Genomic DNA, 19,896 nt, shown 5'->3' with positions numbered 1-19,896 from the left:
GACTTGGTACACTTATTTTTTCATCAAAAACATAACTTATTAATTAATTTAAAATATTTACACCTTTTCTAGTTTACTCTTCACTCTAAATAAAATAATGACCTGGATGTGAGCTTCTAATATCTCCTCATATTCACTATATTCGCAGTAATAGGTTTTAGAGGTGCCTTGGATTGCTGGCCCACTTTACTATTACCACACATATCATGAAATCTCCCGGCTGCACCCTTCAGGACGTCTAAAAGTCACTGGGGCATATCAGTATCCAATCGACTCTTCGTTCGCAATTTGTGCACGGATTAACCCTGCATGGCGACAGCATTCTGCCAGCATGGCCTGCAAATGCTCTTTACGTTCTTCAACTTCATAAGCAGTTTGTACTTCTGGGTCAGATATTAAATTGGCCCTGACGGTATCCCAGACAATGCCTTTAGCTTTTGTCATTTAGCATCTCTTAGAATCACCCCATGCTGTATCGTGTATCACTTTCCCTAAATCCTAAAATTTCCCAGGTATCCTTACGAGTGCTGACACTGGGAAAGGCAAGCCCTGTACAGACAAGGCTATACTTGAACAGAATATTCTGATTGCACTCACTAAATGTTGGTGAATATATGTATCAGTGGGACTGGAGCCTCATTCGTATCAGTTTTCCACTCATCTCTCTTTGTGGATTGAATTGACTGCAATACACTATGACATTACCTACCGATAAGTCATTCTTACGTTATTATAGGTTAAGTGTTTCACGATAATAATAGATAAGCCTTTTGTGAACCTATCTGGTTCTAAAATATTCCGAATACACATCACATTTTTGAGGGAAATATTTGTGGGAACATTCCTACAATAAACTCCCGAAATCCTAGGTTTAATTTTTATGATGTTTATTAATCCTTGCAATTGTAGTGGCTTATCTTTTGATTGAAGGAAAAGTCTTACATATCAATGCTATGATCCGCTGCTTTTTGATTTTAATTTGTTACCTTTAGTTACATTTAACCATTTGGTGTTAGTAAACTAATGTTTCTACACTGCGCGCACTGGTATTTAATTGATATGCTAATGCGTGTGAAAAATACCTGCCAGATACTGTTTCATGCCATCCGATGATTGGATAGGGATATCTACAAAGTGTTTTCACTTTAATACACGCTGAGTTAATCGGTGGGCGGTGAATGTTGTGCCGGGTAATGTAGATTATTCTTATTCATTTTATCAGTGGTGGATTTCTTAAATTTCCTTCCCCTAATAAGGAAAGTCGATGTCCTCTTCAAGTTTCCAAAATGAAATACCAAAAGCACGCATTAATATTAAATTAGATCTGCATACTGGCGGCGCTCAAAAGAAAATGGAGTTGCCTTTAAAGTTGTTGGTGATGGGTGATTACAGCAACGGTCAGGAACAACGCTCGTTGTCTGAGCGTGAAAAGCTCAATATCAACAAAAACAATTTTGATAGTGTCTTGGCTGAATTCCAACCGAGCCTGAAACTTGCTGTACCTGATACCCTGGCTGGTGATAACACCGATACAGCCGTGTCCCTAACTTTCCGTGACATGAAAGATTTCGAACCGGAAAGCGTCGCCCGTCAAATCCCACAACTGCGTGCCTTGCTGGCAATGCGCAATCTGCTGCGTGATCTCAAGTCCAATTTGCTGGACAACGCCACCTTCCGCCGTGAACTGGAAAATATCCTCAAAGACGAAGCATTGAGCGATGAGCTGCGTGCTGAACTGGCGGCATTGGCCCCCAAAGACTGTTAATCGCCGGATTGGCTGCTTGTAGAAAGAAGAAAAGGAATATGCTGATGTCTGTACAGGAAAATGCTGCGCAGGGTACTGCGACGACCGTATTAGAGAAAAACCGTCCCGTAGCCCAAGGCGTTTATGCCTCTTTATTTGAAAAGATTAACCTGAGTCCGGTCTCCTCATTGACTGGTCTGGATACCTTCCAGAACAGCGAAGCGCTGGCGGAAGCGACCACTGATGAGCGTGTTACTGCCGCCGTCAGTGTCTTTTTAGACCTGCTTAAGCAGTCGTCAAAGAAAGTGGAAAAGCTGGATAAAACCTTGTTGGATGGTCACATTGCGGCACTGGATGACCAAATCAGTCGTCAGTTGGACGCGGTGATGCATCATCCGGACTTCCAACGTGTAGAGTCCACCTGGCGCGGTGTGAAATCCCTTATCGATCAAACCGATTTCCGTCAAAACGTTCGTATTGAGCTGCTGGATATCAGTAAAGATCATTTGGTGCAGGATTTTGAAGACGCTCCTGAAATCGTGCAAAGCGGTCTCTACACTCAGACTTACATTCAGGAATACGACACCCCCGGCGGCGAGCCGATTGCAGCTGCTATCTCCAACTACGAGTTCGATCGTAGCCCGCAAGATATCGCTTTGTTACGCAATATCTCCAAGGTAGCCGCAGCAGCCCATATGCCGTTTATCGGCTCAGTGGGGCCTGAGTTCTTTGGTAAAGAGAACATGGAAGAAGTGGCCGCCATCAAAGATATTGGTAACTACTTCGACCGTGCCGAATACATCAAGTGGAAAGCCTTCCGCGACTCGGATGATTCCCGCTATATTGGCTTGACCATGCCGCGGGTACTAGGGCGCTTGCCTTACGGCCCAGACACGGTGCCAGTGCGTAGCTTTAACTACGTAGAACAGGTGAAAGGGCCAGACCACGATCGCTATCTGTGGACTAATGCCTCATTTGCCTTCGCCGCCAATATGGTAAAGAGCTTCATCAAAAATGGCTGGTGTGTGCAGATCCGTGGCCCTCAGGCCGGTGGTGCGGTCACTAACTTGCCTATCCATCTGTATGATTTAGGAACCGGTAATCAGGTCAAAATCCCGTCAGAAGTGATGATCCCAGAAACCCGCGAATTTGAGTTTGCCAACCTGGGCTTTATCCCGCTGTCGTACTACAAAAACCGTGATTACTCGTGCTTCTTCTCGGCCAACTCCGCCCAGAAGCCAGCGCTGTATGACACCTCTGATGCCACCGCAAACAGCCGTATCAACGCCCGCTTACCTTACATCTTCTTACTGTCACGTATTGCGCATTACCTGAAGTTGATCCAGCGCGAAAATATTGGCACCACCAAAGATCGCCGTCTGCTGGAGCTGGAGCTGAATAACTGGATCCGCACTTTAGTGACTGAAATGACTGACCCAGGTGATGATTTGCAGGCTTCCCATCCACTGCGTGATGCAAAAGTCACGGTGGAAGATATCGAAGACAACCCAGGTTTCTTCCGCGTGAAGCTGTATGCCGTGCCGCACTTCCAGGTGGAAGGCATGGATGTGAATTTGTCATTGGTTTCCCAGATGCCGAAGGCTAAGGCATAAACGGGGATACGATGAAAATTTATCGTCCGTTATGGAACGACGGGGCCTTTTTGGCCCCACAACAATTCCAGCAACAGTCCCGCTGGGATGCCTATGTGGCAGACAGCGTGGCACATATGACATTGGCATCCCCATGGGGTGTCATTGATGCGGCATTCGACAGTGGATCGTTGGCGCTTTCCCGCCTGAATGCGCTTAGACTGGTAGTTCGCTTCCCTGATGGCACGCTGATTGATTCTGAGCGGGCGGATAACTTACCTCCTGCTTGCGACTTGTCTGCAGTGTCAGACCGTGATGTGGTCGATGTGGTGTTAGCATTGCCACTGCTTTCGGCTAACGGTGGCAATCTGGATGATGGTCAGGATAGTGCACGCCCTCGACGCTGGCAGCAGGAGTGGGTCACGGTACAAGAGCTTGCCGGTCACGAACGTACCGAACTGGCGATAATGCGTCATGCCGTTACGCTGCGTTTTGCTCATCAAGAAAATAGTGCTTATCTGACCTGTCCAGTGGTGCGCTTGATGCGCAATGCCCAAGGGCAGTGGATGCAGAATGAGAATTTTATCCCCCCAATGCTGTCTCTGGCGGCAAGTCAGGTGGTGCTGACTGAACTGGGAGATTTAATCCACCGTCTACAGGCGCGCCGGTGTCGGCTGATGGCCATGCGCCGTGAAAGTAACGAACGGATGGCCGATTTTGCGGTGGCCGATGTGTCGTTGTTCTGGCTGCTGAATGCGTTAAACAGTGCTGAACCGGTACTGATGGAGTTGTATCAGACGCCTTCCCGCCATCCCGAGCTGTTCTATCGCGAACTGGTTCGCCTCGCCGGTAGCCTGCTGACATTTTCCCTTGAGCATAAAGCCGAAGACATCCCGCTGTATCAGCATGACGCGCCAGAGCAGGTTTTCCCGCCGCTGTTCACCTTGCTTGATGCCCTGCTTGAAGCCAGCCTGCCGTCACGTATGGTGGCGATTGAACTGGCTCACGAGGGCCAATTCTGGACCGGTTCATTACATGATGCCCGCCTGCGCGAAGGGGCTGATTTCTATCTCTCTGTTCGTTCTTCGATCCCCAATCATCTGTTGCAAATCCAGTTCCCACTGTTGTGCAAGGCGGGCAGTGTTGAGGATGTGTCAGATGTGGTCAATGTGGCACTCAACGGTGTGGCGATGAAACCACTGTCTCATGTTCCAGCCGCTATTCCGCTGCGTCTGGAGAATCAGTATTTTGCCCTTGACCTCAAGGGGGCAGCCGCGCAGGCCATGCTGGATGCGGGGAACTGTGCTTTCTACACCCCAGGTTCGCTGGGTGATGTCAAACTCGAACTGTTTGCGGTGCTACGTTCATGAGCAAAATAAATACGTCGGTGGTTGATGCAGTCTTTTATCCCTGCTGGCTGATGGTCAGTCAGTTGCGTAATGGCCAGGAAGTTGAAGATGGCGAAGCCTTGTACCGTCGTGCCTGTGCGTGGATCGACGATGCGCGCGAGGTGCTGTCGCGTGCCGGTTTCAGCGAAATCAGCTGCGACCATATGCTGTACACCCAATGTGCATTACTGGATGAAAGCGTCCTAAACCGCCAAAAACAAGACAGTGGCTATACCAAATGGCTGAAAGACCCACTTCAGGCTCGCTACTTCAATACGCTGAACGCGGGTGAAGAGCTGTGGGAACGGATCCGCACGGTGTTGCAGGAGCCTGCACCGGATACGGCGGTGCTGACCTGTTTTTATCGTGCATTGACTTTAGGTTTTGCCGGTCGTTACCGGGAGCAGGGCGACGAGCGCAGAGAAGATGTGGTGCGTAAGCTGAGTTTGTTGGTGCCCCCATTTGCCTTTTCACAGGAAACTCCGGTGGTCTCGCGCTCATTGCGTCTGCGCTCTGGACGCAAAACCTATTGGTTCTCGTGGGGCGCGGGCGTCGTCATACTGGTTGCTCTGTGGTTCACGTTGTCCACTCGATTGACGCACATGGTGTCTCAACTGACAGGGATGCACTAGCGGATGCGCGGATTAACACCGTTACTCCTGTTGCTGTTGGGCACCTGTCTGGCACTGTGGCTTATTCTGGGTTTCTGGCCGTTGGGCACGGGTAGCCGTGTGGCATTGAGTATGCTGGCTGTCATCCTCAGCGGGGGTGTCGGTTATTTGCAGTGGCGTAAACACAACCGCAATAAAGTGGCTCACCAGTCCATTGCAGACTCAACACTTCCACCTGAAGATTTTCAGGGTGCGGTGGTACTGGTTTGTGGTGACGGCAATGCCCTGTTTTCTCCATCAGCGTCCTTTCGTGAAACCCGTCAAGGCTGGTATTTGGCGGTAAGAATGCCAGAACAATTGCCGATGCTCGCACAACATCTGGCGGCGGAACGTCCTGCGCTGATTGCTCAGATTTCGGTGCTACTGGCTATCGTGCCGGAGCAACATCAGAGTCGGGATGATTTTTCACAATCGGTACGGGCCTGGCAACGAGCCATCGTGCAGTGCAAAGAATGGCTTGCGGGGATCCCTCCAGTCTGGATAAGCACTTGGCTTTCACCGCCAGCGACTTCATCAGAACAGGTAGAGCGCTGGTACACGGTCACGTCGGGGCAAAAGGGCATTCAGGTTCAGGAACCGGGTGCTGGGATTATTCCGCTGGTTGAGTGGAGTCAGCATCAAGACCGCAACGTTCAGGAAAGGTTGAGCGTTGTATTCTGGATGGAGAGTCTTCTGTCCTGGCTTGATGAACATGTTGTGAGCATCCTGACACAGCGGCAAGGGGATGTCCCTTCGCTGACCCCGTGTGCATGGGGTTACTGCTTTACCCCGGTAAGTGCGAATCAGGGTAATTTGTGGCAGGCACACATTAGCGGCATAACCACGCTGACCCCAGCGGTGACTCCAGATCAAAATTGCCTGCCATTGCCCGAAGTGCTGCTGCCTTATCTGCCGCGTCGTCGTGGCGTCTCCCGTCTGATGCAGACCTGTCAGATGGCAGGCATGTTGTGCGGTGTATTTTTACTGTGTGCTCTGCTGGCTTCCTTTATCAATAACCAACGTCTGGTTCAGAGCGTTGGCGATCATCTGTCGCAGTATAACCGACTCACCGGCACGCCTCCCGCCCCTAAAACTGTGGCTCAGCAACAACTGCGCGCGGATGCCCATCTGTTGGATAACTGGTTCCGCAGTGGTGCACCAATGCGCCTGTCACTGGGGTTGTATCAGGGACTGCGGCTTAGAGCTCCGCTTGATATTGCTATCAATAGCTGGACGCCTCCTCCACCGCCCCCACCGGTGATTAATCGAATTGTTCAAGGGCCAAAAACCCTGCGTCTGGACAGTTTGTCTCTATTTGGCGTGGGTAGTTCAGAACTCAAATCCGGCTCCACCAAAGTACTTATCAACGCTCTGGTCGGGATTAAGGCGAAACCCGGCTGGTTGATCGTGGTGGCGGGGCACACCGATATCACGGGTGATGAAAAATCCAACCAAATTCTGTCACTTAAACGGGCGGAATCAGTACGCAACTGGATGCGCGATACCGGGGATATTCCAGAAAGTTGCTTTGCTGTACAGGGCTATGGCCAGAGTCGTCCTTTGAAATCTAACGATACGGAAGCGGGTCGCTCGGCCAACCGCCGTGTCGAAATCAGTTTGGTCCCTCAGGCCGACGCCTGCCTGGTACCAGACGTAAAAACAGCGTCACAGGATGAAAGTGACGTATCAACTCAAGAAATGGAGAAGTAAACCATGGCAATTCCAGTTTATCTGTGGCTGAAAGACGACGGCGGTGCGGACATCAAAGGTTCTGTTGATGTGCAAAGCCGCGAGGGCAGCATTGAGATTGTGGCACAGGACCATAACCTGTACATCCCAACTGATAACAATACCGGCAAACTGACTGGTACTCGCATTCACACCCCGTTCGTTTTCACCAAAGAAATCGACGCGTCTACCCCTTATCTGTACAAGGCTGTGACCACCGGTCAGACGCTGAAAACCGCCGAGTTCAAATGGTATCGCATTGATGACGCTGGCCAGGAAGTTGAGTATTTCAACACCAAACTGGAAAACGTCAAAGTAGTCAAAGTCGCGCCGAAAATGCACGACATTAAAGACCCAGCTAAAGAGAAGCACAACCACCTGGAACTGGTGGAGTTGCGCTACGAAAAAATCACCTGGACCTTCAAAGACGGCAACATCATTCATTCCGATTCTTGGAACGAGCGCGCTACCGCATAGTTACCCGTCATTCTTCGCGCCGCAGGTGCGTTGGCTCGTCGCCGGCCTGCAACACGAATTATTTAGGGTAACTGCGTGCTTAGACTGCTGGCAACGTCAAATGAAGGGGAAACGTGCCGTTGGGGTCGTAGTGGCGTAAGCCACCGGAGCGGCCCGAGGTGCGGTCAACCCTTCACTCACTGAACATTGTCAGCAACCTCAGGCGGTTCGCCGCCTGCTTTTTTGTGTTTTTTATTTTTTCTCAGTGACTGTTTGCGCGGTGATTGAGCAAAAATTCACAACCTTTTAATGACCTTATGGGCCTCGGTTTCCTTATTTAGGATATGGCTATGGGCGGTAGCGTGTCCAAATAGGGTAAATGGCAAACAAGGAAGACCTTAATGACAACGCATTCAGCACACTTATTACGTCGGCTAAACCCCTATTGCGCACAGGCACTAGCCGGTGCGGCAACCCTGTGCCAGACTCGCGCTCATGCCGAGATAACTGTTGAACATTGGCTGCTGAAACTGTTAGAGCAGGGCGAGGGAGATATTACAGTCATAGCCCGACGTTATGAGTGGGACATGGATAGCCTGTGGCAAGGATTGCTGGCCCATCTGGAAACATTACCGCGTACGGTACAAGGAAAACCCCAGCTTTCTGCCGCGTTACAACAATTGATCAAAAGTGCCTGGTTGGATGCCTCGCTACAGGAGAATGCTGATGCGGTGCGCTCCGCCCATCTATTGTCTGCCTTGATAAATTCACCATCATTATTGGCTGCAGAGGCGGGATGGCCGTTACTCAGTCTGAGCACCACCCAGTTACACCGCCTGCTCCCGCTGCTGGACAACCAATCCGACGAACGTCCCGAAGTTCAGCAGGCAGCGATATTGGCAGATAGTCCGGTTAACTTGACCGATGAGGTGGCGACCACCAACTCTGCCAGCGGTCAGCCCCAACTGAATGACGCTCTACAAGCGGCGCTGGATAAATTCACCCTCGATGTCACCGCTAAAGCGAAAACCGGGCAGATTGACCCGATTTTTGGCCGTGATACCGAGATCCGCCAGATGGTCGATATCCTGTCACGTCGTCGTAAAAATAATCCTATTTTAGTCGGTGAACCAGGGGTCGGTAAAACTGCGCTGGTGGAAGGCCTCGCGCTACGTATCGCCGAGGGTAACGTGCCGGATAGCCTAAAAACCGTCAGCCTGCGCACACTGGACTTGGGTTTGTTGCAAGCGGGGGCGGGTGTCAAAGGTGAGTTCGAACAGCGGCTGAAAAATGTTATCGAGGCGGTGCAACAATCGCCGACACCGGTACTGCTGTTTATTGACGAAGCTCACACCATTATCGGGGCCGGTAATCAGGCCGGCGGTGCAGATGCGGCCAACTTACTGAAACCGGCACTGGCGCGGGGTGAGTTGCGCACTATTGCTGCCACCACCTGGTCGGAATACAAACAATATTTCGAGCGTGACGCCGCACTGGAGCGCCGCTTCCAGATGGTAAAAGTTGACGAACCGGACGATGCCAAAGCCAGTTTGATGCTGCGTGGCTTAAAAGGTCGTTACGCTCAGCACCACGGCGTGCACATTCTGGATTCCGCCATTACCGCTGCCGTTACTCTGTCGCGACGCTTTTTAACCGGCCGCCAACTGCCGGACAAAGCAGTTGACCTGCTTGATACCGCCGGTGCTCGTGTCCGCATGAGCATCGACACCTTACCCGAAGCGCTGATGGAGATTAGCGCAGAACTTGCTGCATTGGCGATGGAGCAACAGGCCATCGAACAGGACTTGCTCCTGCTGCCGAATATCAGTTCAACCCGTTTACCTGAGATAGACACATGCCGCGCAGAACTGGCCGTTAGGCAACAGCAGCTTGAACAGCAATATAGTGAAGAAAAAAGGCTGACCATACTTATTGTTGAGGCGCGTCAGAATATCGCCAACGCGGCACATCTGGCCATATTGCAGGAAGAATTAAGTCAGATTCAGGGCAATGCACCGTTGCTGTCGTTGGATGTCGATGTGCGCACTGTTGCCACAGTTATCGCTGACTGGACCGGCGTACCACTGAGTAGCTTGTTGAAAGACGAACAGACCGATTTATTGCAACTGGAAAACCACCTCGCCACCCGAGTGGTGGGTCAGGACGCGGCACTGGTTGAAATGGCGCAACGCCTGCGCGCCGCCAAAACCGGCTTGACGTCCGAAAATGGCCCACTAGGGGTGTTCCTGCTGGTGGGGCCTAGTGGTGTGGGTAAAACCGAAACCGCGCTGTCACTGGCTGATTCGTTGTTCGGCGGCGAGAAATCGCTGATCACCATTAACATGTCCGAATATCAGGAAGCGCACACCGTTTCCCAGCTCAAAGGCTCGCCGCCGGGCTATGTCGGTTATGGTCAGGGTGGCATTCTGACTGAAGCGGTGCGCAAGCGCCCGTATAGTGTGGTGCTGCTGGATGAAGTCGAAAAAGCGCACACCGATGTCATTAACCTGTTCTATCAGGTATTTGACCGCGGCTTTATGCGCGACGGCGAAGGGCGCGAAATTGATTTTCGTAATACGGTTATCCTGATGACTGCCAATCTGGGCAGCGACCATCTGATGCAGTTACTGGATGAACAGCCGGAAGTGACTCATAGTGATCTGCACGAGCTGTTGCGCCCGATCCTGCGCGATCACTTCCAGCCCGCGTTATTGGCTCGCTTCCAGACCTTGATCTACCGCCCACTGGATGCCATCGCATTGCGCACTATCGTCGAAATGAAACTGGCACAAGTCGCCAAGCGCCTGAACAAACACTACGGTCTGCACTGCACGATTGAAGAAAGCCTGTACGACACGCTGGTCGCCGCCTGCCTGTTGCCGGACACCGGTGCGCGCAATATCGATAGCCTGCTGAACCAGCAAATCTTGCCGGTATTGAGCCAGCAGCTGTTAAGCCGCATGAGCGAGCAACAGCGCACTACCTCGCTGACGCTGGGCTGGGATGAAGCCGAAGGGATCACGTTGGAGTTTGAAGATTCTAAAGGATAACGATTATGGACAGTGCTAAAGAAATTGCCAGAGATATGCTGGACGCTATTAATGTTGATGGTTCTGGATTTTTCGGTGCAGTGGCGAAGGGATTTATCTCTTTTCCTGTCAGTTTTTATTATCTTGGTTATGACTTTATAGATACCGAACATCGAAGCGAAAATTTTGATGACAAGATGAGAATTGCCAGATTAGTTAAGTCAGGGACAGTTAATAGAGATCTAATCCAGGGCGTCATTAGTGAATTTATCAAACAATTTATCTCTCGAGTAGATATAGAGAAAACCATAAAAAACTTAAAAAACATTTCAGGAACTATTACTGGGAAGATTGCATTTTCTCAAATAAGTGGCATCAGTCTTGGATATGCACTCACTGAGAGTGCTGTTGCTGCTTTCTTTTCAGGTGCTGTAGTCGGTGGGTTTATTTATATTGGAGCTGAAGCATCAAGAGCAATATATACTTCACGATATCTAAGAGAGAGCAATCCTGAGTTATACGAAAAATTGAAAAAGATGGGTGACTTAGACCTTGTCTACTTCCTTGTTGAAGATGTCGTCAAACCGTTTGAAAAGGCTTGCACTGTTAGTGACCAAAATCCGGAAGAATTCAATAAAATTTGCGAATACTTTTTTGGTGGCTTATGAATCTGAAAAAAATAGCACTGATCACATTGTCCATGGCTGTGCGCTGGCTAGGATTAGGTTTAGGTTCAACAGGTATAGGTTGGGGCGTGTGGTTTTTCATTTTTTCTGATGATAATTATCGAATACTTTGGGGTTTATATTGCTTACTCCAATCTTATATTGGCTTTTTGGTATTTAGATTGGGATTAAATAAAATCACAACTGAGTTTGACAATCACTAACCACTTGAAAATATGACTTACTCATGAATATAAAAAGAATCGTAATAATTTTAATGTCAAATATCGTTTGTGCAGTTGGTTCAACAATAACAATAATTGGATTGGTTTCATCTATCTGGTTTTTTTTCCTATCGAACAATGACGATAGATTTTACTGGGGGGGAGGGGTAAGTTTACTGACCATCTTAGGATATTTAATTTTCCGCATTACTTATCCTAACATTCAAAGAAAATGGGATGATTACTATTAATAACGCTCAACCACCTAATATCTATTAGTTCTACAGCATGCTGTAAATATAGGAGCAGGAAACCGAAAATGAATCTTTTATCTGAACTGACTGGAGCAACGCTTAACCGCTACAGCCTAAATATTCCGTCCTGCTCTTACTCGCTGGATGTTGAGGACTTTAATGGACTTGAGCAAATAAGTGTTTTGTATCATTACACAATCAAATTTACGTCTCTTCACCCCGACCTAACTGCTGAGTTATTTTTGAATAAACCAGCCACATTGAACATGGGTATGGGGGATTTGTTCAATCCGGTGATGGGAAAAGTGGTACATGGTGTAATTACACATTTTAGACGTATATCAGGCTCACGTGATCAGGTTAAGTACGAGATTATTGTAGAACCTTTCCTCGCCCTGCTAAACAAACAGTTCCGTACTCACCGTTTCTTTGTCAACAAATCGGTACCTGAAGTTGTCGCGCAGATACTTCAGGAGCATGGTCTGAAGGACTGGGAATATGAGTTTGTCCTGAAACAGACCTATCCAAAACGTGAACAGATAAATCAGTATCAGGAAAGCGACCTAAAATTTATTGAACGGTTGCTCTCGGAGATGGGGATATTTTACTTCTTTACCCTGCAGCCGGACACCCAAACTGAAGTGGTGCATTTTGCCGATAAGCAGAGTGCCTATGAGTTTGGTAAAACGCTGCTACTGAATAGCCCGTCGGGGATGAGTGACAGAGGAGCAGCGTCAGTCTGGGGGCTGAGTGTACGGCATAGTGTGGTGCAAGCTAGCGTTACAGCCAAAGATTACAACTACCGTGAAGCGCAGAAAGTGTTGCAGTCCACCCGAACAGACATGACGCACGGCGACGGTGAAGGGGTAACTTATGGCGAAGTGTATCACTACAAACCTCGCCATCTGGATACCGGCGATAAAATCGCCCCTACAGCGGAAACCGGTAACTTCCTTGCTCGCCTTGACCATGAACGTTTTTTATCAGCACAAACGCTGATCACCGGTTTCAGCACCGATCCCACATTACACCCTGCTCAGGTGCTGACGGTAACCGACACATCGATCCCGTCCGCGCTGCCGGAGCTGTTGACACAACCAATGGTCGTGGTACGCACTGGGTTCAGCGCCAGCCGTAAAGATGCACTGAAAGTCACTATCGCAGCTGTCCCCTACAGTGAAACCCTGTGCTGGCGTCCGGCACTGCTCCCGCGTCCGAAAGTCAGCGGCACCATGATGGCTCGTGTGACTAGCGCCAAGTCGAATGATATCTATGCCTGGCAGGACACCTCCGGTTTGTATCGAGTGAAATTTGATGCAGATCAGGATGATAAAACCCAAGGTCAGGAGAGTATGCCGGTACGACTCGCTAAACCTTACGGTGGTGATGTGTACGGCATTCATTTCCCGCTGATACAGGGCACCGAAGTGGCCATCGCGTTTCACGACGGTGATCCGGATCGCCCGTATATCGCCCATGCTTTGCACGATTCGCGTCATACCGACCATGTCACCGAAAAAAATAACACCCGTAACGTGATCCGCACCCCTGCTTTCAACAAGCTGCGCATGGAAGACCAGCGCGGCGAAGAGCACATCAAGCTCAGTACCGAGTACGGCGGCAAGACCCAACTGAATCTCGGGCACAATGTAGATGCCCAGCGCAATCTACGGGGCGAAGGTGCGGAGCTGCGCACCGATGACTGGGTTAGCATCCGCGGTGGGAAGGGCGTATTCATTACTGCGGATAATCAGCCGTCTGCTGGGGGGGAGATGCTGGATATGGCGGCTATGCAAGCATTGCTGTCTCAAGCACTTAGCCGGATGGAGTCGCTTTCTCAATCGGCACAGGTGGCAAAGGCTCAGGTCTTACATTACGAGCAGCAACAGAAATTAATGGAGGAAAAGCTGCTTGAACTTAAACAGGCAGTGTTACTTGCCAGTGCCCCAGAAGGAGTTGCCGTGGTGAGCGGTGGCCATCTTCAAGTGGCCGCCAGTGACAATATCTATATGACGTCAGGTCAAAGTGCCGAATTGGGAGCGATGCAAAATATCTCTTTAGCAGCGGCTAAGAAGATATCTCTCTTTACAGAAAGTGAGGGCGTCGAGACGATTGCAGCAAAAGGCGATCTTATTTCTCAGGCCCAGTCAGGGAACATTGATATCGTTGCCAAGCATAATATTTCATTAACCAGTACCACTGATAATATCACCTTGACAGCAGCGAAAACGCTAACATTGAACTGTGCCGGTGGGGCTTACATTCGTCTTTCAGGTGGCAATATTGAATTGGGTTGCCCTGGTGATATCACGATGAAGCAAAGCAAACTTTTATACAGTGGCCCCGCATCTCTAGAGTCGACATTACCAGAGCTGCCAGGCAGTGGCCCTCAGGCGATCAAGTTTATGTTATTAGATGCGCAGGGTAATGCGGCACCGTCAGCCATGAAGGTCAGACTATTTGACAGTGATAATAAAGAAAATCTGTGGTCATCCACCTTCGGTGATGGTGAAACTGGGATTTTCGAGTTGCAGGATAACAAAAGTTTTCATGCCATTATTGGTGATGATGTATGGACCAGTCTCTTCACTGATGATGACGAGATGCCTGATGAAGAAACTGATGATGAGTCGTTTGATGATCATGGCCCGCAATACGATGAAGAGTTTAATACTTTGAAGGAGGGATAATAATGGAGCAATATACTGTTCAACCGGGTGACAGCTTATGGAAGATTAGCCGTCGCTTTGGTGTTGAAATTAACGATCTTAATAGCATTAACGGTCTTAACACCAAGGCAAAACAACACATTATTCATCCAGGGCAGATGTTGGTGCTACCTTCAAAGGAGAAAACGTATGATACACAGCTTAATTTAAATATTTGTGATCTCAGGTGGCGACCACTTAAAGATACCAAGCTCAAACTGACTTTTGATGGTAAAACTCGCGACTATATTACCGATGGCAACGGCTCGGTGGCCGGAATCCTTATTGAGGACAGTACCAAAGGTATTAAAGTCGAATTACAGCACCTAGATAAAAAGCAATTTATAGTTATTGCCAATCATCCCAAAGCACCATTAGGTAATAAAACCCTGAGAATAAACTCAAGAGAGATGGTGGTCAAGGGAAGTACCTTAGTGAAAACAGGGACTCAGCAATCTACCAAGCAGCAGGAAAAAGAAAAAGCTAAAAACAATAATAACCTCTCAACCAAACCGGCTGCTCCCCCAAAGTCTGTAACAAATAAGCCTCAAGCGAATCGGACGCTACCGATCAATCAGACCACCCGCACTGAAGGGGGGATACCCACCAGTGTCAATAATATAGGTAATGTCAGTGAGGGGCTACTCCTACCTCCACAGGCAGAGAAGTATCGTAGTTATATTATTGAAACAGCAAAAAAATATAATTTCCTACCGGAAGGCCTGGCAGCACTTATTTATGCTGAATCCAGGTGGCTGGCACATGCGAGAAACAGTACCGGTTCTGGTGCGGTAGGGTTGGGACAATTTAAGCCAAGAGCATGGCTCGAGTTGAGCGCAAATCCGAAATCGAAAGTGTACCAATACCTGACCAAAAAGTATTCTTATCAGATGATAGTGTATGAAAAAGGAATTATTTACGGCACGAAGACTTCCACAGATAATAAAATAGAAAAAAAACGAATAGAGGAAAATACGGTATTAGCTCTTCGAATCAATGAAGAGTTTAATATTGATATGATAGGGCTATATGATAGACAAGGGGTTGATAGAATTAGTAAAGAATTTTCTGCTGTAGCATCTTTAACCCCGGATGAAATAGTAAAATTAGCCTACTTAGTTCACCACGAGGGTGAAAATGGGGCGTATGATATTATTATGAATGGAAAGGAGGGGGCTAAAAAATATCGGCAATATGATGATGATGCATTTGTCGGTAGGTTTAATGTAAATGTAAAGGGAGCTACAGCTCAACAACGATACCTTTCCATCGATCAAAATCCACGAACGGCTTATGTAGCATGGTTAGTTGAGCTAGCTGATACTTCCGTGGTACCTGATAACTTCAGAATATCCCCTAAAGCTCAAAATTATTTGACTAAAGATATTATCAAGAAGCTTAATCCGAATTTTAATGTCAACATCAATTTGCCACCACGAGTGACACAACCTGCTGCCAGTAGGACAGTAAGGAATAATACTGTTTCAGAAAGTTCAAGCTCGGCAGGGCAATGGCATAACCCACTAGCGGTATGCCGAATAAGAATTCATGGGTTGCGCGGACCCAGAAGCGCAAGTTTTGGCCGTGGGGTCAGAATTTACAGGGGCACTCCCCGAAATCATCAAGGGATCGATATAGCCGCGGATAGCGGAACACCTATTTATGCTGTCGCTGACGGACGTGTAGCATTTATTGTCACAAATAGGGGAGATTATGGTAAACAGTTATGCATTGTTGTTCAGGTAGATGATTTGCCACAGCCAAAAAAGAATCTTTATTTCTCTCTAGCTAATAATGATGAACTAAGAGAAATTTATTTCTTTTATGCCCATCTTTCTGAGATTAGTGCCAATTTATCAACCCGTAGCACAATTAAATGTGGTGATTGTATAGGTAATACCGGTAGCACAGGTAATGCCGGGGATATGACCACTATTGCTAGAGGAGGTCACCTACACTTTGAAGTGAGAACAAAGGATCCTGCTGGAGCAGGGATGGTAAATCGCATCGATCCGGCTGGTTTTATTGAAGGATTTAATTACCCGTAAGGAGTTTTCAATGAGTAAGTCCGCCAAGTTTTTTATGCTGTTATTACTACTAATTATTATTAGACCTACTTATGCGGTGGATACACCAGCAGTTAGTAGTGATGATGACAGCGCTAGAATGCAAGAAATATTTGATGAGGAGCAACATGAAGATTATATTTTATATAAAAACGAACAAAATAACCTAGCAGATAATGAAAGAGAAAAGGCGTTGTATAAAAATCAATACTGGTTGGTAAATAAAAAACAAGACCTATGGCTAGGTATCTTTGATGGTAAACAAGTAATTGTGCCAGGGCGATATTACTATCTCGTCTCAGAAGAAACTTATCCACGTCAGCAAGTGATTAGAATTAAAAATAAAAATAAAATATCTCAATTCTTACTGACTGATTTTATGCGTGATAGAACTGAGTATCCCCCGCGTTGTTCATCAAAATTAGATTATATTTTAAAGGACTCAGCAGATTACTTACTTTTTTTTTCTGGCTGTACATTCGAAACTTTACAGTTAAACTCGTCACGACATGAGGGTAGATTCGATATTTTTCTTTATGATAAAACTTATGATAGTTTAATGAAAGTTGATGCTTTCCCTTACTCTGCAAGTAAAAACGAACCACTACCATTGGACTATGGTCTATTTATTAATAAAGTAAAAAATTACTATATTAATACGAGCACGGAATTCCCATGGGCATTTAAATTTACGGGTAAAGATCAGGTAATTCAAGTTGATCCCAAAACAGGAAAAAAAATATATCTTGATGCGGCACCTCCTACTTTTCTTAAAAGGCTTCCGGAGGTAATAATCAATAATTAAGCGGATTTCCTATATATTTTTAGTTACAGAGATTATGTTCAGGGAACTGAATAAGATGACGTGGGTGGAAATATAGGAGAGTGTGCCTACTTCTTGAAAATTGACCTTTTCACAGATTTTGAGGTGAGAACACGTAATCCTTCAAGGGCTGGTATGCTTGATCGTATAGATCCCGTTCCTTTTATTGATGGTTTCAATTATCCCTGAGGGTTAATAATGAAATACTTAATGGCTGTTTTTTTATATTAGTAACACATGTTTGTTGGTCAAATGATAAATCTCCTGTAATCAGCAAGGAAATTTGGGAAAATAATCCAAGTGAACTTATGCAAAGTATATTCGATAATGAGCAGGAGCAAAAAAATGCCCAATATAAAGATGAACAAAATAAATTACCCGATGATAAAAGAGAAAAGAGGTTATCTAAAAACCAGTATTGGCTTGTAAATAAAAAGCAGGATATATGGCTTGGCATCTTTGATGGAAAACATGTGGTAGTGCCGGGTGGTATCTATGATGGTCTCCTTGAGAAAACCTCTCAGTATCAACAGGTGATTCGGGTGAAACAGCATAATAGAATATCTCAATTCTTGCTAACTAATTTAACACAAGACGGAGTCGAGTATCCTTTGCTTTGCATAGGGATATTGGACTCTATTTTAAAAGACTCGCTGGATTATTTGCTTTTTTATTCAGCTTGTACATTTGAAGGTTTACAGCTAAATTCGCAACAACATGAAGGATATTATGATATTTTATTCTATAGTAAAACTTACGATATATTAATTAGATTGAATAGATTTCCTTATTCAGATAGTGGTGTAGATGTTGATTACTATTCTAAGGGCTTTAGAAAGATAAAAGATTACTATATGGACTCTAATATTGAACTTGCATTTAAATTTATAGGGAAAGATCAGGTTGTTGAGATAGATCCTAAAACTGGCACCTACAAAAAACCTGAAAAAATACAAGAAAGAAACTCTAGTGGTCAGTGGGTAATGGTTGATGATCCTGAGCAGTTTAAACCTGACCTGCTGAAAAGATTACCGGAAGTTGTTAATAATTAATATATTAGTTTTTGGAATAGGTGTTAATTTATGGGGAAAACTATTTGTGTTGGAGATAAAACATCTCATGGTGGTGTGGTGTTAACTGGCTCAGCTCAAATCTCTATTGATGGCAGGCTTATTGCTCGCAAATCAGATAAAGTTTCTTGCCCAAAACATGGCATAAATAGCATCATTGAAGGTGACGAAAACCATTGCGATAATGGGCTTCCCGTTGCGTTAGAAGGGAATCATTGTGCTTGTGGCGCTACGCTTATCTCCTCTGGTTCGCGTGTACTCAAGGAATAAGGGCATGCCAGTAAACATTCTCGATATACCTGCTGAAATAAAAACAACTACTAGAACACTATCTCTGTGGCTATGGGGCAGTATCTTATTATTGATGGTCATAGTTTATGCATGCATTTTTCTGGGGTTCTTTTCACAATATCTGTCTAAAAATCCTTATATTTTCTGGTCGGAACTGCTGTTAATACCTTTGTTACTTTGGGGCGGGATTTTTACTTTCAGGTTATTATTATGGAATGGCAGTAACTTAGAGGAGGAATATTGGAATGCAACACGAACTGATTATTATCAAGCGTTACTGCAAAAAGGAAGAGTTCATCTTAAAATTATTGATATAAAGGTTAAGTTTCCTGATATTAGTGGGGACGTAACTGATGCAATGAGTAACTCCCTCTTACCGGTTAGATATACGCCTAAATTTACGCATATGTCACGGTATCTCGCCTTTTCTTCATTTGTACATAACATTAATGAGAAAGAAGAGTATGAAGAAAGGATGCAGTCCCTTTTTAATAAAATGATGCCTGAGTTGCTAGAAGATATCTATGCACATATAACTCTGTTACCTCCAGGGGCTATATTGACTATCATATCTGTCTTTTCTGATGATCTGAAATTGCAGTTGGAAAAATTGTGGGGTGAGCGCTTTAATATCATTTTTCCTTTTTCAAATATTTTGTTTGGTAATAGTGTATATGAGTCGTTAGATTCATGGTTAGATGAAGGGCAAGGTGAATATCTTATTCTCATTGCTGCTCATTTGCATGGAAATGAACTGATCAGTGACAGTGTTGATAATCAATCCGAGTCAATTGTTTTATTATTTGGAAAAAATAGTGAGGGCATTGAAAATAAAGGATTATCCTTTGACTCTCTTTATCGACCTGAAATTGGGTGGGATGGTATAGACAAATCAATTATTTGGGGCGAAGTGTCCTGCGATAATAAGTTGTCAGGTGTTTTATATTCTGGTTTAAGTGACAAAGAAAAAAATGACATCGTGATAAAAACGTCTGATTTCATGTCAGAGAGTGCATTGATGTCATTTAATTATATTAATACTGCTGATTACCTATGTTTATGTGAGCCGGTAACTGAAGTTTTACAGATTAAGTACGTGAAGGAGTTTCTTGAACCAGGGCGTTACTTGCTTATAAATAAACACCATGATTCTTTAGTCGTATCCTATTTTTTTACTTTGGCCGTCGATGATAAGGATAGGCTATAAA

General features: G+C 46.2%; 16 protein-coding genes. 15 read left to right on the top strand and 1 reads right to left on the bottom strand.

Annotated elements, in window-relative coordinates:
* Positions 1–258 precede the first annotated feature (258 nt).
* Positions 259–444 (bottom strand): hypothetical protein, encoded by a 186-nt coding sequence (locus FTB31_RS20840; RefSeq protein WP_227722138.1) that lies wholly within the window; start codon positions 442–444, stop codon positions 259–261.
* Between the two features lie 820 nt (positions 445–1,264).
* On the opposite strand from FTB31_RS20840, the gene tssB reads away from it, so the two are divergent.
* From tssB to FTB31_RS20765, 15 genes are all read left to right on the top strand, one after another.
* The gene (gene tssB, locus FTB31_RS20835; RefSeq protein WP_077295790.1) at positions 1,265–1,765 is read left to right on the top strand and encodes a type VI secretion system contractile sheath small subunit; all 501 of its coding nucleotides are present in this window, start codon (positions 1,265–1,267) and stop codon (positions 1,763–1,765) included.
* Between the two features lie 38 nt (positions 1,766–1,803).
* Positions 1,804–3,357 (top strand): type VI secretion system contractile sheath large subunit, encoded by a 1,554-nt coding sequence (gene tssC, locus FTB31_RS20830; protein ID WP_227725855.1) that lies wholly within the window; start codon positions 1,804–1,806, stop codon positions 3,355–3,357.
* An 11-nt stretch (positions 3,358–3,368) separates the two neighbouring features.
* Positions 3,369–4,706: a type VI secretion system baseplate subunit TssK gene (gene tssK / locus FTB31_RS20825; protein ID WP_077175274.1), complete on the top strand. Its 1,338-nt coding sequence runs from the start codon at positions 3,369–3,371 to the stop codon at positions 4,704–4,706.
* Complete coding sequence (gene tssL / locus FTB31_RS20820) at positions 4,703–5,356, top strand: type VI secretion system protein TssL, short form (protein ID WP_077175275.1); 654 nt, start codon at positions 4,703–4,705, stop codon at positions 5,354–5,356. Before tssK ends, tssL begins: the two co-directional genes overlap by 4 nt.
* A gap of 3 nt (positions 5,357–5,359) precedes the next feature.
* Positions 5,360–7,084, top strand: a complete 1,725-nt coding sequence (locus FTB31_RS20815) for an OmpA family protein (RefSeq protein WP_227731745.1) — start codon at positions 5,360–5,362, stop codon at positions 7,082–7,084.
* A 3-nt stretch (positions 7,085–7,087) separates the two neighbouring features.
* Positions 7,088–7,579 carry an Hcp family type VI secretion system effector gene (locus FTB31_RS20810; protein WP_077175277.1) on the top strand — a complete coding sequence of 164 codons (492 nt, stop codon included), beginning with the start codon at positions 7,088–7,090 and terminating at the stop codon, positions 7,577–7,579.
* Positions 7,580–7,959: 380 nt separating this feature from the next.
* Positions 7,960–10,608 carry a type VI secretion system ATPase TssH gene (tssH, locus tag FTB31_RS20805; RefSeq protein WP_227731744.1) on the top strand — a complete coding sequence of 883 codons (2,649 nt, stop codon included), beginning with the start codon at positions 7,960–7,962 and terminating at the stop codon, positions 10,606–10,608.
* A 5-nt stretch (positions 10,609–10,613) separates the two neighbouring features.
* Positions 10,614–11,255, top strand: coding sequence for a hypothetical protein (locus tag FTB31_RS20800; RefSeq protein ID WP_077175279.1), 642 nt, complete (start codon positions 10,614–10,616; stop codon positions 11,253–11,255).
* Positions 11,252–11,476 (top strand): hypothetical protein, encoded by a 225-nt coding sequence (locus FTB31_RS20795; RefSeq protein WP_077175280.1) that lies wholly within the window; start codon positions 11,252–11,254, stop codon positions 11,474–11,476. Before FTB31_RS20800 ends, FTB31_RS20795 begins: the two co-directional genes overlap by 4 nt.
* Positions 11,477–11,795: 319 nt before the next feature.
* On the top strand, positions 11,796–14,420 hold the full coding sequence (locus FTB31_RS20790; RefSeq protein WP_227731743.1) for a type VI secretion system Vgr family protein: 2,625 nt from the start codon (positions 11,796–11,798) through the stop codon (positions 14,418–14,420).
* A gap of 2 nt (positions 14,421–14,422) precedes the next feature.
* Complete coding sequence (locus FTB31_RS20785) at positions 14,423–16,486, top strand: peptidoglycan DD-metalloendopeptidase family protein (protein WP_227719917.1); 2,064 nt, start codon at positions 14,423–14,425, stop codon at positions 16,484–16,486.
* 10 nt (positions 16,487–16,496) lie between these two features.
* Positions 16,497–17,309 (top strand): hypothetical protein, encoded by an 813-nt coding sequence (locus FTB31_RS20780; protein ID WP_227719916.1) that lies wholly within the window; start codon positions 16,497–16,499, stop codon positions 17,307–17,309.
* 326 nt (positions 17,310–17,635) lie between these two features.
* On the top strand, positions 17,636–18,379 hold the full coding sequence (locus tag FTB31_RS20775) for a hypothetical protein (protein ID WP_227719915.1): 744 nt from the start codon (positions 17,636–17,638) through the stop codon (positions 18,377–18,379).
* Between the two features lie 30 nt (positions 18,380–18,409).
* Positions 18,410–18,667 carry a PAAR domain-containing protein gene (locus tag FTB31_RS20770; protein ID WP_227719914.1) on the top strand — a complete coding sequence of 86 codons (258 nt, stop codon included), beginning with the start codon at positions 18,410–18,412 and terminating at the stop codon, positions 18,665–18,667.
* 4 nt (positions 18,668–18,671) lie between these two features.
* Complete coding sequence (locus FTB31_RS20765) at positions 18,672–19,895, top strand: hypothetical protein (protein ID WP_227719913.1); 1,224 nt, start codon at positions 18,672–18,674, stop codon at positions 19,893–19,895.
* Position 19,896 lies beyond the last annotated feature (1 nt).

It is taken from the genome of Yersinia proxima (genome assembly GCF_902170785.1).
Lineage (GTDB): Bacteria > Pseudomonadota > Gammaproteobacteria > Enterobacterales > Enterobacteriaceae > Yersinia > Yersinia proxima.
The sequence above is the reverse complement of the archived record's forward strand: the minus strand, read 5'-3'. Positions and strand labels throughout refer to the sequence as shown.

Excerpts from the sequence above, each read along its gene's own strand:
- FTB31_RS20840 (WP_227722138.1), bottom strand. The coding sequence starts at position 444 with ATGACAAAAGCTAAAGGCATTGTCTGGGATACCGTCAGGGCCAATTTA.
- tssB (WP_077295790.1), top strand. The coding sequence starts at position 1,265 with ATGTCCTCTTCAAGTTTCCAAAATGAAATACCAAAAGCACGCATTAAT.
- tssC (WP_227725855.1), top strand. The coding sequence starts at position 1,804 with ATGCTGATGTCTGTACAGGAAAATGCTGCGCAGGGTACTGCGACGACC.
- tssK (WP_077175274.1), top strand. The coding sequence starts at position 3,369 with ATGAAAATTTATCGTCCGTTATGGAACGACGGGGCCTTTTTGGCCCCA.
- tssL (WP_077175275.1), top strand. The coding sequence starts at position 4,703 with ATGAGCAAAATAAATACGTCGGTGGTTGATGCAGTCTTTTATCCCTGC.
- FTB31_RS20815 (WP_227731745.1), top strand. The coding sequence starts at position 5,360 with ATGCGCGGATTAACACCGTTACTCCTGTTGCTGTTGGGCACCTGTCTG.
- FTB31_RS20810 (WP_077175277.1), top strand. The coding sequence starts at position 7,088 with ATGGCAATTCCAGTTTATCTGTGGCTGAAAGACGACGGCGGTGCGGAC.
- tssH (WP_227731744.1), top strand. The coding sequence starts at position 7,960 with ATGACAACGCATTCAGCACACTTATTACGTCGGCTAAACCCCTATTGC.
- FTB31_RS20800 (WP_077175279.1), top strand. The coding sequence starts at position 10,614 with ATGGACAGTGCTAAAGAAATTGCCAGAGATATGCTGGACGCTATTAAT.
- FTB31_RS20795 (WP_077175280.1), top strand. The coding sequence starts at position 11,252 with ATGAATCTGAAAAAAATAGCACTGATCACATTGTCCATGGCTGTGCGC.
- FTB31_RS20790 (WP_227731743.1), top strand. The coding sequence starts at position 11,796 with ATGAATCTTTTATCTGAACTGACTGGAGCAACGCTTAACCGCTACAGC.
- FTB31_RS20785 (WP_227719917.1), top strand. The coding sequence starts at position 14,423 with ATGGAGCAATATACTGTTCAACCGGGTGACAGCTTATGGAAGATTAGC.
- FTB31_RS20780 (WP_227719916.1), top strand. The coding sequence starts at position 16,497 with ATGAGTAAGTCCGCCAAGTTTTTTATGCTGTTATTACTACTAATTATT.
- FTB31_RS20775 (WP_227719915.1), top strand. The coding sequence starts at position 17,636 with ATGCAAAGTATATTCGATAATGAGCAGGAGCAAAAAAATGCCCAATAT.
- FTB31_RS20770 (WP_227719914.1), top strand. The coding sequence starts at position 18,410 with ATGGGGAAAACTATTTGTGTTGGAGATAAAACATCTCATGGTGGTGTG.
- FTB31_RS20765 (WP_227719913.1), top strand. The coding sequence starts at position 18,672 with ATGCCAGTAAACATTCTCGATATACCTGCTGAAATAAAAACAACTACT.